15 protein-coding genes are annotated in these 20,767 nt (G+C 45.8%); 2 read left to right on the forward strand and 13 right to left on the reverse strand.

Features of this window, described 5'->3' with window-relative positions; genetic code table 11:
- Window positions 1–18: 18 nt before the first annotated feature.
- Window positions 19–1,284, reverse strand: coding sequence for a glutamate-5-semialdehyde dehydrogenase (locus tag KF839_RS05125; RefSeq protein ID WP_292916762.1), 1,266 nt, complete (start codon window positions 1,282–1,284; stop codon window positions 19–21).
- Window positions 1,285–1,892: 608 nt separating this feature from the next.
- On the opposite strand from KF839_RS05125, the gene KF839_RS05130 reads away from it, so the two are divergent.
- Complete coding sequence (locus KF839_RS05130) at window positions 1,893–3,065, forward strand: DUF3466 family protein (protein WP_292916763.1); 1,173 nt, start codon at window positions 1,893–1,895, stop codon at window positions 3,063–3,065.
- A gap of 99 nt (window positions 3,066–3,164) precedes the next feature.
- Here the strand turns inward: KF839_RS05130 and KF839_RS05135 are convergent, their stop codons facing one another.
- From KF839_RS05135 to hemP, 3 genes are all read right to left on the reverse strand, one after another.
- Window positions 3,165–3,815, reverse strand: coding sequence for a DUF2325 domain-containing protein (locus KF839_RS05135; RefSeq protein ID WP_292916764.1), 651 nt, complete (start codon window positions 3,813–3,815; stop codon window positions 3,165–3,167).
- Between the two features lie 124 nt (window positions 3,816–3,939).
- On the reverse strand, window positions 3,940–4,404 hold the full coding sequence (gene bfr / locus KF839_RS05140; protein ID WP_292916765.1) for a bacterioferritin: 465 nt from the start codon (window positions 4,402–4,404) through the stop codon (window positions 3,940–3,942).
- 220 nt (window positions 4,405–4,624) lie between these two features.
- Entirely contained in the window at window positions 4,625–4,810 is a 186-nt protein-coding gene (gene hemP / locus KF839_RS05145; protein WP_292916766.1) for a hemin uptake protein HemP, read from the reverse strand.
- A gap of 100 nt (window positions 4,811–4,910) precedes the next feature.
- On the opposite strand from hemP, the gene KF839_RS05150 reads away from it, so the two are divergent.
- The gene (locus KF839_RS05150) at window positions 4,911–5,057 is read left to right on the forward strand and encodes a hypothetical protein (RefSeq protein ID WP_292916767.1); all 147 of its coding nucleotides are present in this window, start codon (window positions 4,911–4,913) and stop codon (window positions 5,055–5,057) included.
- A 212-nt stretch (window positions 5,058–5,269) separates the two neighbouring features.
- Here KF839_RS05150 and KF839_RS05155 read toward each other — a convergent pair whose 3' ends face one another.
- The 9 genes from KF839_RS05155 to KF839_RS05195 all read right to left on the reverse strand — a co-directional run bounded on the left by KF839_RS05155 (window position 5,270) and on the right by KF839_RS05195 (window position 20,680).
- Entirely contained in the window at window positions 5,270–6,817 is a 1,548-nt protein-coding gene (locus KF839_RS05155) for a hypothetical protein (RefSeq protein ID WP_292916768.1), read from the reverse strand.
- A gap of 12 nt (window positions 6,818–6,829) precedes the next feature.
- Window positions 6,830–8,245: an ABC transporter substrate-binding protein gene (locus KF839_RS05160; protein WP_292916769.1), complete on the reverse strand. Its 1,416-nt coding sequence runs from the start codon at window positions 8,243–8,245 to the stop codon at window positions 6,830–6,832.
- Window positions 8,245–8,823, reverse strand: a complete 579-nt coding sequence (locus KF839_RS05165; protein WP_292916770.1) for an SCO family protein — start codon at window positions 8,821–8,823, stop codon at window positions 8,245–8,247. The genes KF839_RS05160 and KF839_RS05165 overlap by 1 nt, the downstream gene beginning before the upstream one ends.
- Window positions 8,807–10,723 carry a YncE family protein gene (locus KF839_RS05170; RefSeq protein WP_292916771.1) on the reverse strand — a complete coding sequence of 639 codons (1,917 nt, stop codon included), beginning with the start codon at window positions 10,721–10,723 and terminating at the stop codon, window positions 8,807–8,809. Before KF839_RS05170 ends, KF839_RS05165 begins: the two co-directional genes overlap by 17 nt.
- Before the next feature lie 5 nt (window positions 10,724–10,728).
- The gene (locus KF839_RS05175) at window positions 10,729–11,310 is read right to left on the reverse strand and encodes a hypothetical protein (protein ID WP_292916772.1); all 582 of its coding nucleotides are present in this window, start codon (window positions 11,308–11,310) and stop codon (window positions 10,729–10,731) included.
- 11 nt (window positions 11,311–11,321) lie between these two features.
- The gene (locus KF839_RS05180) at window positions 11,322–17,510 is read right to left on the reverse strand and encodes a cupredoxin domain-containing protein (RefSeq protein WP_292916773.1); all 6,189 of its coding nucleotides are present in this window, start codon (window positions 17,508–17,510) and stop codon (window positions 11,322–11,324) included.
- 207 nt (window positions 17,511–17,717) lie between these two features.
- Entirely contained in the window at window positions 17,718–18,746 is a 1,029-nt protein-coding gene (locus tag KF839_RS05185) for a M14 family metallopeptidase (RefSeq protein ID WP_292916774.1), read from the reverse strand.
- Between the two features lie 2 nt (window positions 18,747–18,748).
- Window positions 18,749–20,173 carry a glutamate-cysteine ligase family protein gene (locus tag KF839_RS05190; protein WP_292916775.1) on the reverse strand — a complete coding sequence of 475 codons (1,425 nt, stop codon included), beginning with the start codon at window positions 20,171–20,173 and terminating at the stop codon, window positions 18,749–18,751.
- A gap of 18 nt (window positions 20,174–20,191) precedes the next feature.
- On the reverse strand, window positions 20,192–20,680 hold the full coding sequence (locus KF839_RS05195) for a macro domain-containing protein (RefSeq protein WP_292916776.1): 489 nt from the start codon (window positions 20,678–20,680) through the stop codon (window positions 20,192–20,194).
- Between the last annotated feature and the right edge of the window lie 87 nt (window positions 20,681–20,767).

Below are 20,767 nucleotides of genomic sequence, written 5' to 3' on the forward strand. Positions count from 1 at the left end.
GACCTTTAATGGGTGTGTTTAATTCCTTAACTGACCATCACCCAACACGATGAATTTTTGACTGGTCAGGCCTTCGAGACCGACCGGTCCGCGCGCATGGATTTTATCGGTGGAAATCCCAATTTCGGCACCCAGTCCGTATTCAAATCCATCTGCGAAACGGGTGGTGGTATTGACCATCACCGAACTGGAATCGACCTCCCGGAGAAAACGCCGTGCTTTGGTGTAGTTTTCGGTTACGATGGCGTCGGTATGTTGTGAGCCGTATTGGGTGATGTGATCGATCGCCTGATCCAAACTTTCGACAATGCGTATACTCAGAATCGGCCCTAAATACTCTTCATACCAATCGGTCTCGGTGGCTTCTTTTATTTGTGGAATAATGCGGCGAGCTGTTTCGTCGCCGCGTAATTCAACACCTTTGTCGAAATAGATTTTGCACAATGGCGGTAGAATTGTAGGCGCCATACTTTGATGAATCAGTAACGTTTCCATGGTATTGCAGGTGCCATAACGCTGCGTTTTAGCATTGTCCGCTATGCGGATCGCTTTGTCGAAGTCGGCCTGATCGTCAATATAAACATGACAAACACCGTCCAAATGTTTGATAACCGGAATTCGCGCTTCATTGGCGATGCGTTCGATCAAGCCTTTGCCGCCGCGTGGCACGATCACATCGACAAAATCTTTCATCGTAATCAATTCTCCGACTGCTGCGCGATCGGTGGTTTCAATCACTTGCACGGCGGTTTCCGGTAATCCGGCAAGCCGCAATCCTTCTTTTACGCAGACTGCAATTGCCTGATTGCTATGAATCGCTTCCGATCCGCCACGCAGAATCGCCGCGTTACCTGCTTTTAAGCACAAACCGGCTGCATCGGCGGTTACATTCGGGCGGGCTTCGTAAATAATACCGATGACCCCTAAAGGAACGCGCATTTTCCCGACTTGTATTCCGGACGGGCGGTAATTCAAGCCACTGATTTCACCGACCGGATCCGCCAGAGCGGCGATTTGTAACAACCCTTCGGCCATGGTCGCGATGTTTTTGGATGATAGAGTTAAGCGGTCGATCATCGAAGCTTCCAAACCTTTTGCGCGTGCGTTATCCAAATCTTTGGCATTGGCGGCTATTAAGGCGGATTCATCGCGGCGGATGGCATTGGCCATTGCTGTCAATGCTTGATTCTTAGCTGCTGTTTCGGCTTTGGCGATTTGCCGCGATGCTGCGCGCGCTTTTTGGCCGACGATTTGCATATAACTTTTGATATCAGAAGTGTCCATGGGTTTAATTTTTAGGCTGTCAATATCGATTTGCTAAGGAAACACTGAGTAATTGACTATACGAGTGCATCACTTCGTTGCACGGTACTCGTTTCCTCGCCTATCTTATTGATAGATCCCAGTTGCTGCGTTCCGTGCGTCTCGTACTTCATCTTGTCTATCAAATTAATCAGTGTTTTCCCTAGCAAGGTTCATAGTAGGGAATTATAGTACAAGATGCGGATTTTATTGCATGCGGCGATGTGCTTGGGTAAGGATAAATCCGTATCGGCTGAGACTGCAGAGAAGAATAGCTTGCCGGATGCAATGATGTAATGTGCTCAATCTTTTTTCAGTTTTATCATCCATGTTTTTTTGAGAATAGCATCGGAAATTCCTGCTAATTCATGGAAATGAATCTTTCTTTCCGGCTACGGCTATCAGTACTTTCGGAAATAATGGGTAAAACGGGTTCTATTCTCAGTTATTAAAATGACTGCCGACATTATGATTCGCCAGAGCAGAAATCTATCCCGGTTATTCGACCGAGAAATATTCTATGAATTAATCAGATGGAATTTTTGCTCAATCTCTGAAAGTTTAATCCACCTTATCTCAGTGAGGAAAAAATGAGTCATCAGCTTTTCAAACTTATTCGAACCACAATTTTTCTTGGTGGAATTTCTGCAGTTTCAGTACCGGCTGCTGCAGCGACAGATTGGTCTATTGTAGGTTTAGGAACGCTTAGCGGCACATACAGTGTCGCTCGAGCCATCAATGACTACGGGCAGGTGGTGGGTAACGGTAATGGTGTCGATCTCGCATTTATTACCGGTGCAAACGGCGTCGGTATGCACTATTTGGATACTCTGGGTGGTACTAGAAGCTTTGCGTTTGATATTAATAATTCCGGACAAGTGGCCGGCTATTCTTCGACAAGTTCCGGCTATCTTCACGCCTTTATTACGGGTGCAAACGGGGTAGGTATGATGGATCTGGGAACACTGGGAGGGGATTACAGCATTGCATACGGTATCAACGACCAGGGGCAGGTGGTCGGCATCTCTTCCACCGAGGGTAATGCTGCTTATCATGCGTTTATTACAGGTCCCGGCGGCGTGGGAATGACCGATTTAGGAACATTGGGTGGAGACTATAGTGTTGCTTACGGTATCAATAATTCTGGAGAAGTGGTGGGTGCTTCCACCATTGGAGATGGTGCCACGCAACACGCTTTTATATCGGGCGCCCATGGTACGGGAATGGTCGATCTCAGTACGCTGAACGGGACGACCGATAGTTTGGCCTGGGATATTAATAACTCGGGGCAGGTTGTGGGGTTTTCCGGGTTTTACGATGACTTCTTCGGTTATTATTCGGTAAAAGCTTTTATTACCGATGCTGGTGGCGCCAGTATGGACGGCTTGGAAATTTCGCAGGATAGCCGAGCGAATGCCATCAACGATTTGGGGCAGGTAGTTGGTGGCATTAATCAGTACTGTAGCGATTGTACTCCCAGTTCATTTCTCTACAGCGATGGAACAGTGACCGATCTCTCGTTACTTGAGCCGGTTGTTGCGGCAGGATGGAGCGAATTGACTGCCGTCGGCATTAATAATCATGGACAAATCATTGGTTGGGGGCAATTGGCCGGATCGCCAGGAGGTGGTTCCCGGGCTTTCTTGCTATCCCCGGTTGTTGCAGTACCGGAGCCTGAAACTTACATGATGTTATTGGCAGGTTTGGGGTTGCTAAGTTTTGCATGGCGGCGCGAGGGAAAGCAATCACCCTTCCAGCGATAACCGCGACGCAATTAATTTTGCGATAAAGACTCGATGAGCTGAGGTCGCCCAGAGCGATCACTCAAGCTCATTGGGGTTTTCTGAAATTTTATGCCTTGACTATCGATCCGGCTGATTGCCTATCTCATGCCTGATTGTGGACAAAGCCTGAATACCCGCATTGAAAGTTTTGATTTCCGAACGATCAAGTAGCACGCACGGTTTTTGTGTGTATCTGCAAAAGCGTTTGACCATCAGGAATGCTTCGTGATTGACGCAATCGACCGGGCAAATGATCATATCGGCCATCTCCAGCAACAGTGGCAAACGATCCAACGAATCATTGGCATCGCCGTGAAATGCTAAAAAATGGCCTCCGCAAGTGGCAACTAATCGCTCATAGTACGAATATAGTTTGATACGACCGCCAACGCATAATACGGAACGGTTTTTCAAATGGGCAGTGTCACAATAATGATCCCACACATCGTTTGAGTTGCCGGCAATCGCTGTATTAATTTTCGAGGATGCTTTGATCAATGGCGCCCAGCCGGTAAAAGCGGAGGTCTTATGTGCGCTTGAATCATCATCAATATTGGTTATTAATACCTGGCCTAAACCATCGTACCATTGCTTGAGCAGTGTAAACAGCCGCGTAACGCTACCCAGTCGATAAGATAAAAAACTATTTGCATGCGTTGAATTTGAAGCATGATAATGAGGAGCGGTGCACAGCGAAGCGGCAATAACCGATTTATTGATGAATTTCATTTTCGAGTCTCCTACAAATCATCAGCAACTAAAAAAAGCGGCTGGCTGACCCGGGAGAAGCAGGCTGGCTGGCTAAATACGCCGCTGGATAAGGAAGAGGAATTCCAGCGGCGATGGCAAAAAACTACATCTGGCTTTGCAGCCAATTATGGATACCGACTTTTTCCATGACGCTCAGTTGGGTTTCCAACCAGTCGATATGTTCTTCGGTATCCTCTAGAATCTGTTCAAAAATTTCCCTTGATACAAAATCTTGTGCGGATTCACAAGCGGCTATTGCAGCGAGCAACGTGTCCCGCGAGATATACTCAAGCTTCAAGTCGCATGCGACACACTCTTCCGCTGTTTCCCCAATCATCAATTTACCCAAATCTTGCAGATTGGGAAGGCCTTCTAATAGAAGGATTCTTTCGATCAAACTATCCGCATGTTTCATCTCTTCGCAGGATTCTTTAAATTCATGCTCTCCAAGGCTGCTAAATCCCCAATTTTTATACATGCGAGCGTGGAGGAAATATTGATTGATGGCGGTTAATTCATGTTGCAATTGCAGATTCAACCAGCGAATAATTTCTACATTACCTTTCATTTCTATCTCCTCAGACAAGTCTTTTGCATATCAATGGCTGTATCGGAAAATATATCGCGCAGGTATTGTATTTTAGCTTTCTCAATCCAATTGCTTGTATTGTGATGAGCAGCATACCTTGCATGAATCTTTATCATGCACTCGTAAATCTGACTTTACGAAGAGCGATACCACTAACAACTTACAAGCATAAATATACATGATATGTGCTTTTAATCCACTATTTGTTCAGAATCAGCTTGCCATTTCGTGTGCGGCGCAGTGCATATTGTTCACCCCTGTGCACAATGATCACAACATCGCCATGTTTGAATAACGTATCGCTATCGATGAGTTTGTTTATTTCCACTATTCCGGATTGCGGTAAGCTTCTGGCGCTGATCTGTTGAGAACTTAAAGTATTCATGATGTATTAATTGATGTAAATGAGAATGATTCTCATTATATCTACTTTCAATTAAAGTGCAAGTTTTTTTGTGATGTTGTGATGAAGTGAGATTACCATCATGATTAATAGCGATGGTATGGTGCTAGTGGTTGAGACCACTGTCGCTAATTGCCATGACAGTAAATCGCTTCTGGACTTGTTGGATAAAGCCAAAATCCAGTCAGCAGGAATCTATGTTTATGCCGTCAAATCCTATATCCTATAGCAGCCAGAAACACCGCGATGCTTTGAAATCGTGCGGCATTAAAAACTGCATCCAGGATAAGGCTGCGAAAAATAATCCATTGATGCTACGAAAATTACTGCTTAACAGTCTAATCACAAAGGCCTGCTATGTCGTTGAACGAACCTCCGTCAGCCAGGCACACATTAGTTCGATGTCAAGATACTGCGTCACAGGCGGCTTACCTCATTGAATTAAGGACAAGCAGGAGTGCCATCCGCTCGCAATTGCGCTGTGGCATGCCCCGATGCTGGAAACGGATTTAATCGACCGACTACTGGTGCGCCTTTCTCAGGTCGATCTAAGGTAGTGAGAGGGCCACTATCGTTTGTCAAAAAACAAAAATTTTCGAATGGTACAGGCACAGGATTCTTGTACTGACCAAAACGAGTGTTTTCAGGATATATATATTCGCTGACCGGTGCAGTATATTGACCAGAATTGAGTCTACCGACTTTAAAAGTGTCATGATTTTCGATCCTAATACGCACTTCACGCGTAATAGGCAAGAAATTGGCTTTTGCCGGCAAAGTTACTCTTATGCGTCCTACTTGAGCCGTAGGACTTGGGGTAAGCGTGGTTAACGGTCGTTCATTTTCCACCCATTTATTTGTTGTGACATCAAACTGATAATTCAATACGAAAACCTTTACTCTTCGGGCTGGATCGGTAGTGAAACCAACCAAACGAAATCGTGACGTCTCTTCCTGATCAATACCAGGAAATGGTTGACCTAAAGTACCAGAAATGGCTTCTTCGATAAAAACGTAGGCTGGATCTTCGTTAGGAGAGGTATAGATACCTAGTTTGGCGTGAATTGCATGAGCTGCGATGAACCAATTCCCGCTATTAGGTGTTTCTTCCGTTAGCATTCCGGAATAGGTTATGAAATCTCCTTCCTGGAGTGGCATCTTTTTTTGGGGATCGCACTCTTTGTGCGGTATGGCGATAGGATCTATCGCAGCAACTTTACCACAAGTAAAACGACGAATAGTTAATGGAACCGGTCGATTGGATATAGGGCATAAATCATCTTTTTTAACCGATGGATTAGAGCGGGGAATACACATAGGAAAACCCGTTTCGGCAACAACCGGCGCATTGCCAGCATCGCTGGAAAAACGCTCATCCATAACATCGGGATTTCCTGGGAATTTATCTTTATTCTGATTCCCATATTCTCCCTTCGGGTCATTGATACGCACGCGAGCAGTTGCAACGCCTGTGCCTGCTTCAGGGCCTACAAGCAATTCACCTTTGTCGTAGTCGATTGATTGAATAAATCCCTCACCGACATTTAATCCTCCCTGGGATATGCGGACTACCCCTGCAATATATTCACCATTAACAATGTTACCGATAATCTCAGCTTCAAAAGAAACTGCTGGCGTGATAACAGGCGGGGATGCAGTTAAATTACGATCTTTGAGTGCTAAACCACTTGGCTTAGTTGCAGGCCTGATGGCCCCTCCCGTATCGAATGGATGAGATCCTCGGAATAGGTCGTTAAGCGTTAGGTACTGTCCAGGCATTGTAATTAGTAAATTTTTCGGGAGGGTAATGCGCAATCCATTGACGACAATAAAACCCTTAGATAAAGGATCGTTAAGGTCGTCAACATCCAGTTCCTGAATATGGCCCAGCACACTAAAAGATGATGTAGGCACCTGCGCGAATGCCCAACCACTTGCGCAGTATATGATTGCAAACATTACAGATTGTAGCCAATGTTCCTTCTTCATTCTTAATCCTCCTTATTGCCAAATAAAACCCTCAGCCAGAGCGTGCCGGGCTTTAGGTGTGAATCGAACAGATAAACCAGGGATAGGTTCGAATTCCTGAGGATTATCTAGTACCGAAATTAATCGATCCTGGTCCAGGATTCGCCCAGAGCGTGCAATAGCTTCGGCTATCAATCCGATTGCAGCGTGACCCAGTGCGGTCCATAAATCCGTTGCTGCCAATACATGTTGAGGTACCGGAAAAACTACGACTCGATTTGCGTGGTTAGCTTGAAGTGACGTACCTGAGATGCTTGCTAGTGTAGCCACGCATAGATGCAAAGTGTCTATGTCTAGCTGTGATCGTATACTCTCAATGTCGTCAGAAGGAAGTAAAAAGATCAATTTATCAGCCAAACGGGAATCAATCGTTTTCTTCAACTGCTGTTCAACCTGCGATACATGAACCACTCGTAATGGTGGCTTATTATTTACCGAAGTATTCGAGAAAGCTCCACTAACCGGATTTATTGCTGGTAAATCCTTTTCGTTCACATACCATATTTCACTGCCAAGATCTGAAGTACAGCGTTCCTGCAAAAGCGCTAGGGCCGATACAATTTGTTGTTGTACACTCGGCAGCAGATAAGTCGTCAATCGATGGTGCTGAGTCGCAATCGGCATACCGATGGCACCGACGCTGGGAGTGTTGCTTGCAGTAAGAGCTTGTATCAAGCCATCGGATGGCTCAGCAAGCCAACTACCCACCAAGGCAAATATATCTTGCGATTGAATCAAATCGAGTGTGGCGGCATCTAGCCCATCGGTAGTTGCATCTACCGATTTTAATTGCAAGACACGCCCAAAAATCCCGCCTGTTGCATTAATTGCATTAATCCGTTGTTGCATTCCTTGCAGAATGGAATATCCTGCTGCTGCTTGCGTGCCGGTAAGTGGTAAAACGGTACCTAGAATAATTGTATCGGCAGACACCCCACGTACAGGAACTGCCTCAGTTCCAATTATCCGCAGATATTCAATCAGTGCATCACGTTCTGAATTGGTCAACATGAATCGCGGCATGCTTTCAGTCAGCAAAGTGTCATTTGTCCGTGCGATTCCTTTCTCAATTGCACTAAGGATTTGCTGTGCCGAATCATAACCTGGAAGATTTGAACGTTTATTCGTTAATGAGTGCCATTGAACGGATGGTGCAATAATGCCGCCTTCCACACGTCCCTCTCCATGTGATCCATGACAAGCTGAGCAATGTGCATCGCTCAACGGTATTGTTACACCCGCAACCTGAGGAGCATGAGTGAAAGGGTGTTTTCCTTCATAAAGTGCGCGCCCAAGCTTGATTTCATCAGTAATGTTTGCTGCTAATGTGACAGAACAAGCTATAAGCAAAGTACTTAAGATACCTAAGCGCTGGATTTGAGGTTTCATCACTGCGCTACCTCTCGGACTAATCTTGATAGTACATCAGGACCATTGAGAGCTGCGACACGCATCCAGCGTTTGTTTGGTTGATAACCGATCCAAATCATTCCTGTATGAGAATCAGCCGCATAACCACGTTCACCAAATGCACGCATGATACGACGCACCTGTTGCGGTGTGCCTGTCAGAAAAACCCAGCCGTTATTAATCCCTGTTTTTACGTCGAAACGTTGAGCATAATTACGCAGTCGGGAGGGATTGTCAGTTAATGGATCAACTGTGATCGAAATGAAGAGTATTTTGTCTTTGACATCGGTAACATTCACAGCGTCCATTGTTGCACGAAGAATAGCTGTTTGCGGAGAACAGCTGCTGGTACAACTAGTAAACATAAAATTTACCAGCACTATATGTTCGTGAATGAGCTCATCCAATCGGACACTGTGGTTATCTTGATCTATAAGTTCTACTTTGGGTATAACAGGGGGTTCACTAACCCAAGTCGAAGCTATGGCAGCATTCTTTGTAAGCAGTACGAATACAATGAAGCACAGTAACGAATGATATTTAATCAGTTTGGGCATGCTGTAACCCCTGAGTCGTTTCAACTTCAGTTTCAATATATAAAGATCCGATTCGACCTGAGGTAAAATCGAGCGTGAGTGAAGGTACGCTAACCAGGAGCTCATAGCGCCCAGAATGAGGTAGCTTTGCGGATGCTTCATAAACACCAGCTTCGTGTTCATGTAAAGTTATTCGGGTTTGCCAGCCGGTTGTGCGATGAAAAACCAGTAGAACACCATCCGCAATGCCTGCAATGGTTTGTTGCCGGGCATCCCGTAACGCAATTCTGAAATTGCGTTGTGTTTTATCTGAAGAATCTGAGCTATCCAGTAAAACTGCAAGTACCGAGTATTCGTGTTCCTCCGGTTTGGAATCCGGTACATTTACTACGATCGGTAAGCAGGCTGTAATTGAGGGTGAAAGGGTCTTCACTATGACTTCGTATGTACCACTGGTCGAGAATTTAACCGGTGCAACGTATTCACCTGCTCCGCGCTCGGTTAATCCAGAGTCCATGATCATGACGGCGCGCGCCTTGCGGCGATAATTGCTAAAATTGCCTGAGGGCGCCATCAATCCTTCAGTATAGCGATAAAGCATACCGTCGGCTGCATTAGCTACGATGACGCCATTACCTTCTGGTACCGGTACAATCATTGGCGCAACGCCAATATCTTCACTGGTAGCGTTGGGAGCTAACCGTCCCATTGGGACTTGCGCCACATTTAATCGTCCTTGTGCAGCTTCACGCAAATTGATTACTGAGACATTGTTTGAGCCTTGTCCGCGTACATAAGCATACCCGGGCGATAAAACAATTTGATCCGGTCCAGTAGTAATTTGCGCAGTTGCCTTTACAACACCCATTGCAAGATCAATCAATGTAATCGTGCTACTTTTACTATTTGTGACCAGTGCGTTACGTCCATTATTAAATAATGTCAGCGCTTGCCCTGCTTCTTCAAGTTGGATACGCGTTGTAATTTTTCCAGTCGAAGGATCGATTAAAAACAAATCATTGCTATTAGCTGTAATAACCGCTAATCGCTGTGCCAGGGTACTCCATGTTGCAGCAAGAGGAGTTCCGGGAACTTTGATTTCCTGTAAATGTTTTTTTGTAACCGCGTTGATGACGGACACCGTGTCAGCTTGGGGATTGATTGCAAACAACCATTGTTGATCATCTGATGTCGCTAAGATATGTAAACCCGCCCCTACAGGAATACGTTCGATTTTTGTTTGTGTTTCGCTTTGATTGGCAGTTAAATCGATTGCAGCAATTTGTGCGCGGCCATCCAACCCCACCCATAAAATCTGCCGTTCTTCATCCAACAGCATTCGAGTGGGATGATCATCGGTATCAAAAGCAATGGTTTGAATCAGTTTTCGGCTTACTGTATCAATCACAGCAATAGTATTTTGATTGCGCAGTGTTACATAAATGCGCTGTAGTTTAGGTGAGTATGTCCAATCAAAACCTTCACCCGGTAATGAGACGATTGACTCGAGTTTGGCATTATTCAGAGATACAAACGGATTGATAAATGCTACTGTCTGATCATGGTTTAAAGTAACGATCCGATAAGTATTGAGATCTATATCCGCACGCAGGCTCATGTTTCCTGACATCAATTGCTTAGCCTTGAATTCGCACGACAGCTCTCCGTTATCGTAGAGATTTCGTTTGGCAACGATCCATGATAAGGGTTTTATATCCCTATAGGCGCGGCCGCTAATTGAATCTTTCACTGTAATGGAAGCCAACCCTAATCCTGGCTGGTTTGGCTCAGCCGCATTTTGCAGAGAAAAATCAATTGTTATACCGCCTGCTTCAGTTTTTGCTTGTAGCGACTCGATGGCAAACACAGTAGTTGCAGAATGCAAAACACATACAAGTACAGCGGTCAGAGTCGATTTCACTGAGCTCATTGTGGGATATAACGAAGGGTGTTGATTGCTACGTGCGTTGCTGGATCAGATAAATAGGGTGCAGTTTCCGAATGTGTAAAATATGCATCAAAGGTTACCGTGTCAATCAGTTTTCCTGCAGGAGCTTGGCCACCTAAGAAAGGAGCTGTACCACGTACCTTATTGGAAATGCCACTCTTAATTAATCCTTTCTGACCTGAAAAATTCGCGCGCAGTTGTCCCCAGTATTCTTCCCCAATTTTTCTTGCATCAACAGAAATGTGCGCGCCTACCGCTAGAACAGCGGGTTTGAAAGTAAGAATAATTACTCTATGCTCGTTTCTTGTGGTTCGCAGCAATGGATCGCCATCAAAGAAATTATTATCAAGTAGAGTCCCGTTCCCACAATTATTTACCTGGATTTCATTATGATTTGTTATATCAACAGTAATTGTTTGATGATCATAAATGTAATTCATGCTAACAGTATCCAAAAGATCTCTACGATTAATTATAACGTTCGGATGTGCTGTCCAATTGACTGTGTTGGCTTGACTGAAGCCAGAAAACTCTAGTTGTGCCAATTCATCATTTGACATTTTGTATCTCCTTATTTATGTTCTTGTGCTGTTTTAGGTACAACACGCAGTAATCCCCAGATACCGCCATCAAACAAGAAACTGGCCTGGCTGCGATATAAATAATCCATGGGTATTTCTCTCTCACCACCCGCTTTAAACACCAGATTGGCCGCCATCATGGGGCCAATAGCATTGTGGCTTCCTTCGATAACACGTTTAATTGGACCAATAGCAGTGTAGCCTTCTTTGTTAACATGTCTTTTTAGCACTTCGCCGGAAGTCAGCATAGTCATAGCTTTGGTTTGAGGATTATATTCCCATGGAAATGGCGTCCACTGATGGCCATGTACAGTTATGGCTTGCTGACGTGTATGCCCCCCCGGATGTACGATACGAAAGCGTACATCTCTACCGGCTTCAGTCACAAAAATGGGCGTTTCAGGATCGCATGAGTTTTGGATGCCGTAAGGAAACAGTTTTTCTATCCCCGCCTGACATAGTTCATTACCATTTTTATCCATCACAATCTTTGAACTTAGCACATTGGAGTAATCAAATTCATTACGTTCCTCAAACTCAATTGAAGGATCTTCTCCCCGCCGCCCCCAAATTGGCTCAGTGCGGTAATTGATCGCTTTTACACCATAGTCGTCAGGCTCTTCCGCGCCTTTGAGATTACCAATTGGCCACATATCCATCGTAGCATCGACCGCATCCTGAAGTACCAACACAAAATCGCGGTATAGTAATTCCCCGGCCTCGTTGCAAATTGAAGCGCTGGAATTTGAACGACGATCAGCTTCCTGTTCACGTGTACTACCTGCTTTACACACTCGTGAATCTTTAGGTCCGATCACCAGGGCACCAATTGCACCATGTGCAGGATGTTTGATCACATCACCGAAGCTGCGGAGCGGTAGAGCGCCGAATTCAATCGGTTCAAGTAGTGGATTTCCTCCTTGATCCAAATTGTAATCACCGGCATACCAGGTATAGATGGTTCTACAAGAGCCTTTTTCACTACATGCGGGTAGAAGTGAGCCTTGATTTGGTTTTTTAGGTTTATTTGGATGAACAGGATCTTTATCAGACTCAATACCGTTGATACCTGCGTTAGTGCCATCACTGATCAATGGATTTTGTGCCAGCATCGGCACGGACAGACCAACAGAACTGGACATACGGAACTGATTATAGTTAAAACCGTCCAGAATCATGGACATGAAGTTATGACCGAAATGACCGTCGATCGGATTGTCTTGTGCATCGAATGGTCCATCATGCATAACCAAAGGCAAATGATTTCGTAATTGAACATTTATGCACGCGCCAGCAGATGCACGTAAGATAAGTGGTTCGAGCACACGTCCATTTTTAAATTCTTCTTTTAATTGCTCGAGAACATCACGATCTGTCATCAATTGATCCTTTTCATCACTACTGAAAAAATCATCGCTTTGAAGATTGCTGCGTACAAACACGATGGCATTTGGATCTGAAATATCCAATCGTTGGTTCAGCATAATTCCTTTTTTTCCAAATTCGTTTTCAGTACAGGCATTTTCAAAAAGCTGACATGCGCGTACAGCACTGATGTCAAACCTGAAATTTTTAGCATCGTCATCACAAACTTTTGTAGCCGGATCGGTAACAAAATTATCCTTATTTGGTTTTTCTACAAATTTATTCAGTTTTGCAACAGAAATATCCCCATTAAAGATGTGACCATAAGAACGCATCACACCCCACATACCATCCCATAATTGATCCATGGATGAGCCAAAGTACAGATAATCCAGACGAGGAACATTTAACGGCGTGATATTGACATTGAACTCAAAATGCTCGGAAATACCTAAAGGCTGTGCATTGGTGTAACCCGAATTAAACGATGCAGGTTGACGTAACCACTTAACACCATTCATGGTAAAGACATGTTGTGCTTCCTGCGCGCCCTGAATCAGACGGATTTGTACAGGATCTCCTTCGTAGACAGGGAGGATAGGGGTGGCGGGATCACCTAATTCACGCCATGGTTCAAGGTTGGCAATACGGCATTCTTCCGGATTCAGGCCGGGTAATGTGCCATGGGGATACAGAGCACAGTTAAATTGCTTGCGCCACAGCTCGACGTTTTCAAGAACTATCTCCAGTTGTTCGCGTTTGCCTGCGCTAGTTAGCAGCGCCTTGGTTGCAGGGGAAATTATTGCCCCGTAGGGTTCTTCAGCAATGATTCTGTCTCGGTTCGCATGGACATGCGTGCTGAATACATTGGCCATATCACCAGTACAATGAATCCGCTGCTTTTCAATCTCCTCAGCAGAAAGTTCATCATCCTGAGTTTTGCGACAATCTTTTTGTTCATAGTTAAAACCACCCAGAATCGAATCAGCTGCACGTTCAGCAATGCGCAATCCAATCGGTTCATTACGATAGTTAATTAATTGCGTGCCGGGATCTTCCGACGATATCGCCAGTGGCATTGGTTTATTCAAAGGTACTTGTCGTCGTCCGAAATAAAGCGCGGACTGATCCCGTTTCTCAGGATTGATAGGTTCAAGCGCCGTATTGTAAAGAATCGCGAAATCAGCAAATGCCATCGTAAATTCACGGCGGGTGCCATGCGTTAATTTATCTTCTGGACAATCTAGTATTGTTTTTGGACCCGGATTTAATGGATTTGATTCTGGATTACCGATACATTTAGGCGCGATAATATTGGCGCGAGTAGAAGTGGGTCCACCATCCTCCCTTAATTCCAAAGGATCACGCATGCCCAATAAGGGGTTATATTTATTTTCTTTGTGCCTATTTTTTACTTTGCTGGGATCACGTTCTGCCGGTAACGCTTTATTAAAATCCGCACCACCGATGAGTTTTGTTAATTCGTTCTTATCCTTGGATTTAACTTTATCCCATAAGACCTCACTTTCTCCCAGATTAAGCCAAACTGAGTTAGTCGGTTCAACGACTAACGCGGCATACAATCCGTGTTGTTGATGCGAACTTGGGCCAAAGTGATCATGGGTAAAGACGGTGCGCAACGTGTTGTCTTTATCAGTTTTTTCATTGATGATGGGATCTGCCCACCAACGCTGAATCGTACGTTGTGCCCCACAATAAGGATGATCTTCTGCGAGCTTAGCTAAACCAAGCTTTTCCCAGTCTTGTGGACATTCACCCTTCTTCTTAAAATTGCTGCATCGCTCAAAAGCTGCCGTATCGTTTTTGTCCGTAGTACAAAGATTAGCAACCTCAAATAAAGGATGTGTCTCGAGTTTCAGCATTTCCGATTCTGGTCGGCCAGCTTCTCTAAGCGCTTTATTAATCGCAAACACCCGTTCACGAACTTCATCGGGTGAAAAGGTGCCATCTTCGTAATTCCAACCATTGCCTGAGCCATCAGAAGATGTCACATCAAATTTTACCAGGTGAATGTGCTGACCAATCGTGTCGGTCGGTGTGTAAATTTGGAAATCATCCACATTCAGCGCATTGGGCACAAAATTGGAGGAATGAAACACAATGCAATCGCCAGAGTTGGCTCGGAAGAACAGAGGTTCGGGAAGGCGATCACGGTTATTCGCATCGATAATGTCCTTAACATCTTGTTCCAGCGCAATGATGCGGGCTTGCGGATCGAACCAACCATGACGATTGACAGTCAGTTCAGTCTGAATAAATGCTGCCATATAGTTGCGTATCGGGGTATGGGCAGGACAAGGATCACCATACGGAGCGCCTGGCGCAGGGTCACGACCGTTAACATAGAACAATGCATCATCTTTATGGTGTTTCTCTTTATGGTGTTTCTTTTGACCTTTAACCGTACTGGCCCTTTCCGTCACATACGCCGTTGCTTCACCACGCCACCTTTGGTGTGGGTCACGATGCTCATGCATTCTTTTTACTTTATGTTCTGTTGATTTGCCTGCATGAAAATCCATTGCTTTTATTTCCAGCGCTTCGCCAGCATGCTGCAGACGCTTAATGTTCAGGGTGTCCCACTCTTCAGCGAGGACAAGTGAAGTAGGATTCAGCTGATATACCCGATTAGCGATAACTTGTGCAGCATTGCCTCCTTTTTTTAGAGCTCCTTCTATTACACTCTCATCCATAACACCTTTTTTGGTTTTGGTTTTAACCTCAGGTGAGTGTTCATTTTGGAGTTGAACAATATGGCGTGGCAAACCTCCATTTACGATTTGCCCGTTCTTTACATCCATATCCAGCGGCGGTTGAGGGGGGCGATGACCCTCTTTACCAGGAATGTAGAATGGATAACCGGGAAAATCACGGGTAGGCATGACTGCTAATGCTGTTCCTGGAATTGGAACGATGGCCGGGTTTTCTGTGCCATTTTCTACCTCTGCATCCGGTAAATTTCTTATGAGCCAGTGTTTACCAGCCTTCGCATCAAGGGAACCCTTATAGAGTCCATCCTCGAATACATCGTGAACACGCCACAGCTCCCACATTCCTTGTGCAAAATGAGGATAGAGATGGCAGTGGAAGATTGAATCACCCGGTGTATAGTTGCGATTGCCTGAGCCTCCGAATTCGATTTCGTAACTGAAAGTGGCGCCAGGTGAAATTGTTTGGGAATCAAGATAGGTAGAATTGGGATCGCTCGCATCCTGCACCCACTGATGCGCATGCAAGTGGAATACATGGGTTTCCTTGGGGCCTGCATGTATATTTCGAAATTTTACCGGATCCCCGAGATAAGAATGATGCACATTGGAAGGATCATCCGGATACATCGCTCCTTCGGGTTTCTTACCATGTTCGTCGTACCTCAAGATCAACGCAGGATCTCCATTGGCCCATGAACTGAGGAAAAACTCCTCAAGGCGGCATTCAGGGCAATCTTTAGCGGGGCCGACATTGCGATTGCGCGCTACTGTCATTGCACCCAGGCCGCCTACACCGTAATTAATGCCCATGCCGTCCTTGATATAATGCAACGGACTATCTTGGTCCTCCAATTCCGCAAATGCTTGCACAGCTTTTACTTCATCATGCATGATGACGGAAAATTCGCGGAAAGAACGACCGCAGGAATTTCCGACCACTTGTTCTTTGCATTGTGGAAATTCTATAGGCTTTCCTTTAGCATCAATCTCTGGTATGACGATGATAGCGTTTAAATCGCTATGAACAATTTCATAAATCTTTTTGCGTTTATTATGTTTTTGATGCACCTCTTTTCGCATGTTTAATACGGGTATGCCGTCGCGTTCATACTCGTAATTGATTTCACTATAGGGGTGCTTCTTATTTGCAGATTTTCCAGTAGCAGCCTGGAGATCGGCATAACTTACTTGAGACCGATACCAACGCGCGCCCTTCGGTTGAACATTGACAGCTCCAAATAATCCTAATCCTACTTGTCCACCGTTTCCTTCACCCCCCACTCCGGCGCCAGTTGAATAGGCAAAGTAGGTACCCTCGCGATGCGCATGGAAACGATACAATGCGCTTTGACCGGGATAAATTTGAGAGCCTTGCAATTTAAGTTTCTGGACCAGTGTATCCTCTGTATCAGGGTGCACGATCCCTTTGTTTGAGCCTACATTACTCGCTGCCGATCCGCATACCCATTCATGCTCGGTGGATGATAGTGGACAATCTTCAGGTTCGATGGGTATATATTCCAAGCCATTCGGATGAAATGACACGGACCGGGTCCAAGGCATGTCAGAACTGATTGCTGTAGGTTTAACCAATTCACGCGCTGTCTTACTTGCCTGGTCAGAGTAGACGATTCCATCCGGATCTTCGATATGTGCCGGTACTTTACCGCCATATTGCTCCGGTCCATCTGTGCGCTCTTCAGTCGCGGTTGGCATTAACATATTGTGCAATTTTACTTCAAGGCATTCACCTTCATTTACCCGCAATACCAATGGACGCGGCCTTTTAGATTCACGGAGTTTTACCTTCCCCGGACGTAGCGTAGGATCATTTTTATCTGTCGAAACAACATCTGATTTGAGTGCATATAACAAACCTGCAGGATTAAATGCGCCAAATCGGTTCAATAAATATGCTTGTTCTAGAGCGACGATCTCGGCCCGGACAATTGCACTGCAGTTGTCGTGATTGTTTTTTGCTTGAGATGCAGCATGTGCCGACCAAGGCAATAGCATTATCATTGAGACAAACAACAGAAGCTTGTGCCAAACTAATGGCATGGTTATTTTTTTTGTGTGCATGTTGATCCCCTCCCCGAGTGAATCCTCTTACCCATAAGGTCATAGTATTTTTAAAAAAGATGATATAAGTCTATCAGCAAAAAAATTTACTTTAGTGATAGAACTCACACTGTTTAGTGATAAAACTCACACTGCATTGCAGATAATGGCAGGATCTCAGGTGTGGGAATTTTCAGGAAATCAATGAGTAATGCGTAAGCGCGCAGCTCAAATCGATCGCTTATCAGGGGTATGATCCAAGCGCTCCATCAGATAGCATAAACAATCCTGGCGGATGATGCGGGTATCGCGTGTCAACATCGCGGGCATTACACGACGCTTGGTCAATAAATTGCCATTGCGGTTTTCGAAGTAATGTTCGCTCATATCGCAACCCAAACCATTGCGTACATGCAAAGGATTGGAGCAGCTAGGTGCTACCACTGCCAGATGCGTACCTGGATCGAGCAAGCGGAAATTATAATGATCAATGGTTTCGATCAAGCATAAATCCGTTGACGGATCGCCGATGCTAAGACTGGTTGCTTCGGGTACGGTGACAACAGCGACTGATTGAAACAATTCCAGATCTTGGCTGGCTACGGGATGCGCTGGAAACGCAGATAAATGCAAAGCGCCTTCGACAAAACAAGCCGCGTGCTCAACACCTCCAACGCCTCCCGGTTTGCCGCATTCCAGCGTAACGGCGGGGCAGAGCTGAGCGAAGGCTTCCGATTGAACTCCCTTAGGATGGGTAAAGTACACGACGATGCGAGAAAACATCGTTGCGAGATGCAAAAAAGTATCGTCCAGTCGATTAACGCAAGCGTAATGCGGGTTCAAGCCGGTATTATTATGAATGTCAATGCTTGCGAATACACCGCGCTGCGCCATACTGCTGATCACTTTTTGCATCATACGATGTTCTTCGGCAATTATTGTATCGGCGTCGAATGACCAGACGCGATTGTAGTCGAGTTGGCCTTCCAGGCGGCGAAGACCGGCGCGTGCGGCTGCAACATTGCCGACATACAGTGAAAGAGCTCGTGGTAATTGCTGGTTTCGGTATTTCTTTAACACCTCTTGCATGGCCTTCAAGCCGGTATCTTCATTGCCATGCAATAAAATCGACACAAATAGCGGTGCCTCGCGCCTGCCTGGCAAATGAATCAAAGTAGGACCTGGCAGCACCGTGTGTAATTCGGTGGCTTCGACTTGCAACAATCTTTCCGGCAGATAATCGAGTTCCGTCAGCATGTTTACAACGCCCATTCATGTACCGGCGCACCGCTGCGCTGTCGTTCCAGATAAGCAGCGACCAGATGCAGACTGTCCGCCTGGTATTTCTCGCGGTAACAACGCTGCCATACCGCACCGGTTTGACCACATTTGATACGGGATTCCAGAATGCCAAGATTGTGATCGATATCCGTCTTATCAATGCCTAATGTTTCCAAACCCTGGCGTGCCATTGGCAGAATTTCTTCGAGCAGTAAGATGTGCGCTTCGACGGCGCTGCCATCCAACCAAGCGAGCTTGGCCTGGAGTCCACTACGTGCGGCGGTATAAAAATTATCACGCGCTTGGTCAAAACTGAATACAGCTTCCGGCGCTTCGCGCAGGGTGGCAAGATATCGCGCCAGGCCAAAAAACAGTGCGGCATTGGCGATCATATCGGCAATCGTGGGACCGGCAGGCAACACGCGCTGCTCAATGCGCAAATGCGGTGTGCCATCGGGGTCAAAGCCGATCAGCGGCCGAACCCAGCGCCAAATCGTGCCATTATGCAATCGGAGGTGCGCGAATTGCTTCGGCGGACTATCCATTAAAATGGGTAGCAGCACATCATGTAATGCAAGATTTTCCGCAAAACATTCAAACAGGGAGTTACGCGCATAACCGCAACCGAAGCTGACACGGTGGCCTGCCGGATGTAGCTGATCGCCAATCTCAACCGATTGCTCGAATAATGGAATACGTGTTTCATCCCATAAATCGGTATCAAATAACAAAGGTGAGTTACCTGATGCCGCTACCAACGGCCCAGCCGCGATGATGGATGCGTTGAAATAGCGCACGGCATCATGTTGTGCGCTCTGCAAATGCACTTGGAATGATGTGGCGGCTGCTTCCAACATCACATCCGGATGAACAATCGCCAAATGCTCGCGCCCATCGATGCGGATATGCAATGGGCGTCCGCCGCGACGTTTAAACACTTGTTCGTTCAATGCGCGGTAACGTTTAAGTTCGGACATATTCGCCAGGCACAAATCGGATTGCCGCACAGTCGGCAAGATGCCGATCATCATCAGTACACTATCCATTTGATGCGCAACTTCCTGGCATTCTTGCCAGTTCTGATTCAGCTCAGAAGCTATTGCAGACAACGCGCCACCTTTCAACGGCATGGGTGCTCCATTGAGTTCGACATTAAAGCGCGAAAGTTCGTGTACTACCAAAGGGTTGTTGAGGCGCGTCAGGAATGCTTGATTGATCGGTGAAGGGAAATAATTGTGGTCCACGAGCCATGACTCGAGCTCATAGCCACCGATTTCACCAATAGTAGAAAAAACACCTTGTGAGAGCTGTTTCTCTAATAGCTCAGTTTCCCGGGATAAGCGGCGCTGATATTCCTTGAAAATCTGATCATCGAATTGCGTCCGGTTGATTTCCTGGCCCATCGCAATCGCTCGGATCCATCAAGCAGGCTCGCTGGCAGCGACGCCCTTATGGAAGGTGACATAAACGTATACCGGCACCTGTAAATCGTTTAAATGCTTAGTGATCAGGGGATTGACTTCATCCCAGCTTAATCCGCCAACCCCGGTAGCCAGGCGGGGCAAAGCAAGGCTGTGAAATTTTTCCGTATCCATCAACCGGCGCAATTCCCGTAACGCATGATTTACATGTTCGACAGTTGCTTTTCCTGGCTTGGAGGCATGATCAGGTGCGGCATTTTGCGTAAACAAGTTGATAATGCGCGCTCCTTCCGCGCCACCCCATACCCAAGCGCTTCCTGTTTTTGGATGCGTGGTTTGACAGAAATGCCGGAAATCCTTATACATGGCCGGCCATTGTTCTCTTAAGCTTAATGCCAAGCCTGAGGAAAACGGATCATTGGGAGCGACACCGTGCGCAATGGCATGTGCCTTGGAAAGAAGAATATCGCCACTTACGAAATGGATCATTTAATTTAAAGTATAAATTGAAAAAAAGAAAAAACCGCTACTCTCAGCTTGACTGTACAGAAAGATGCAGAAAGCGTCAATCGCAAG

It is taken from the genome of Nitrosomonas sp. (genome assembly GCF_019635155.1).
Taxonomy (GTDB): Bacteria; Pseudomonadota; Gammaproteobacteria; order Burkholderiales; family Nitrosomonadaceae; genus Nitrosomonas.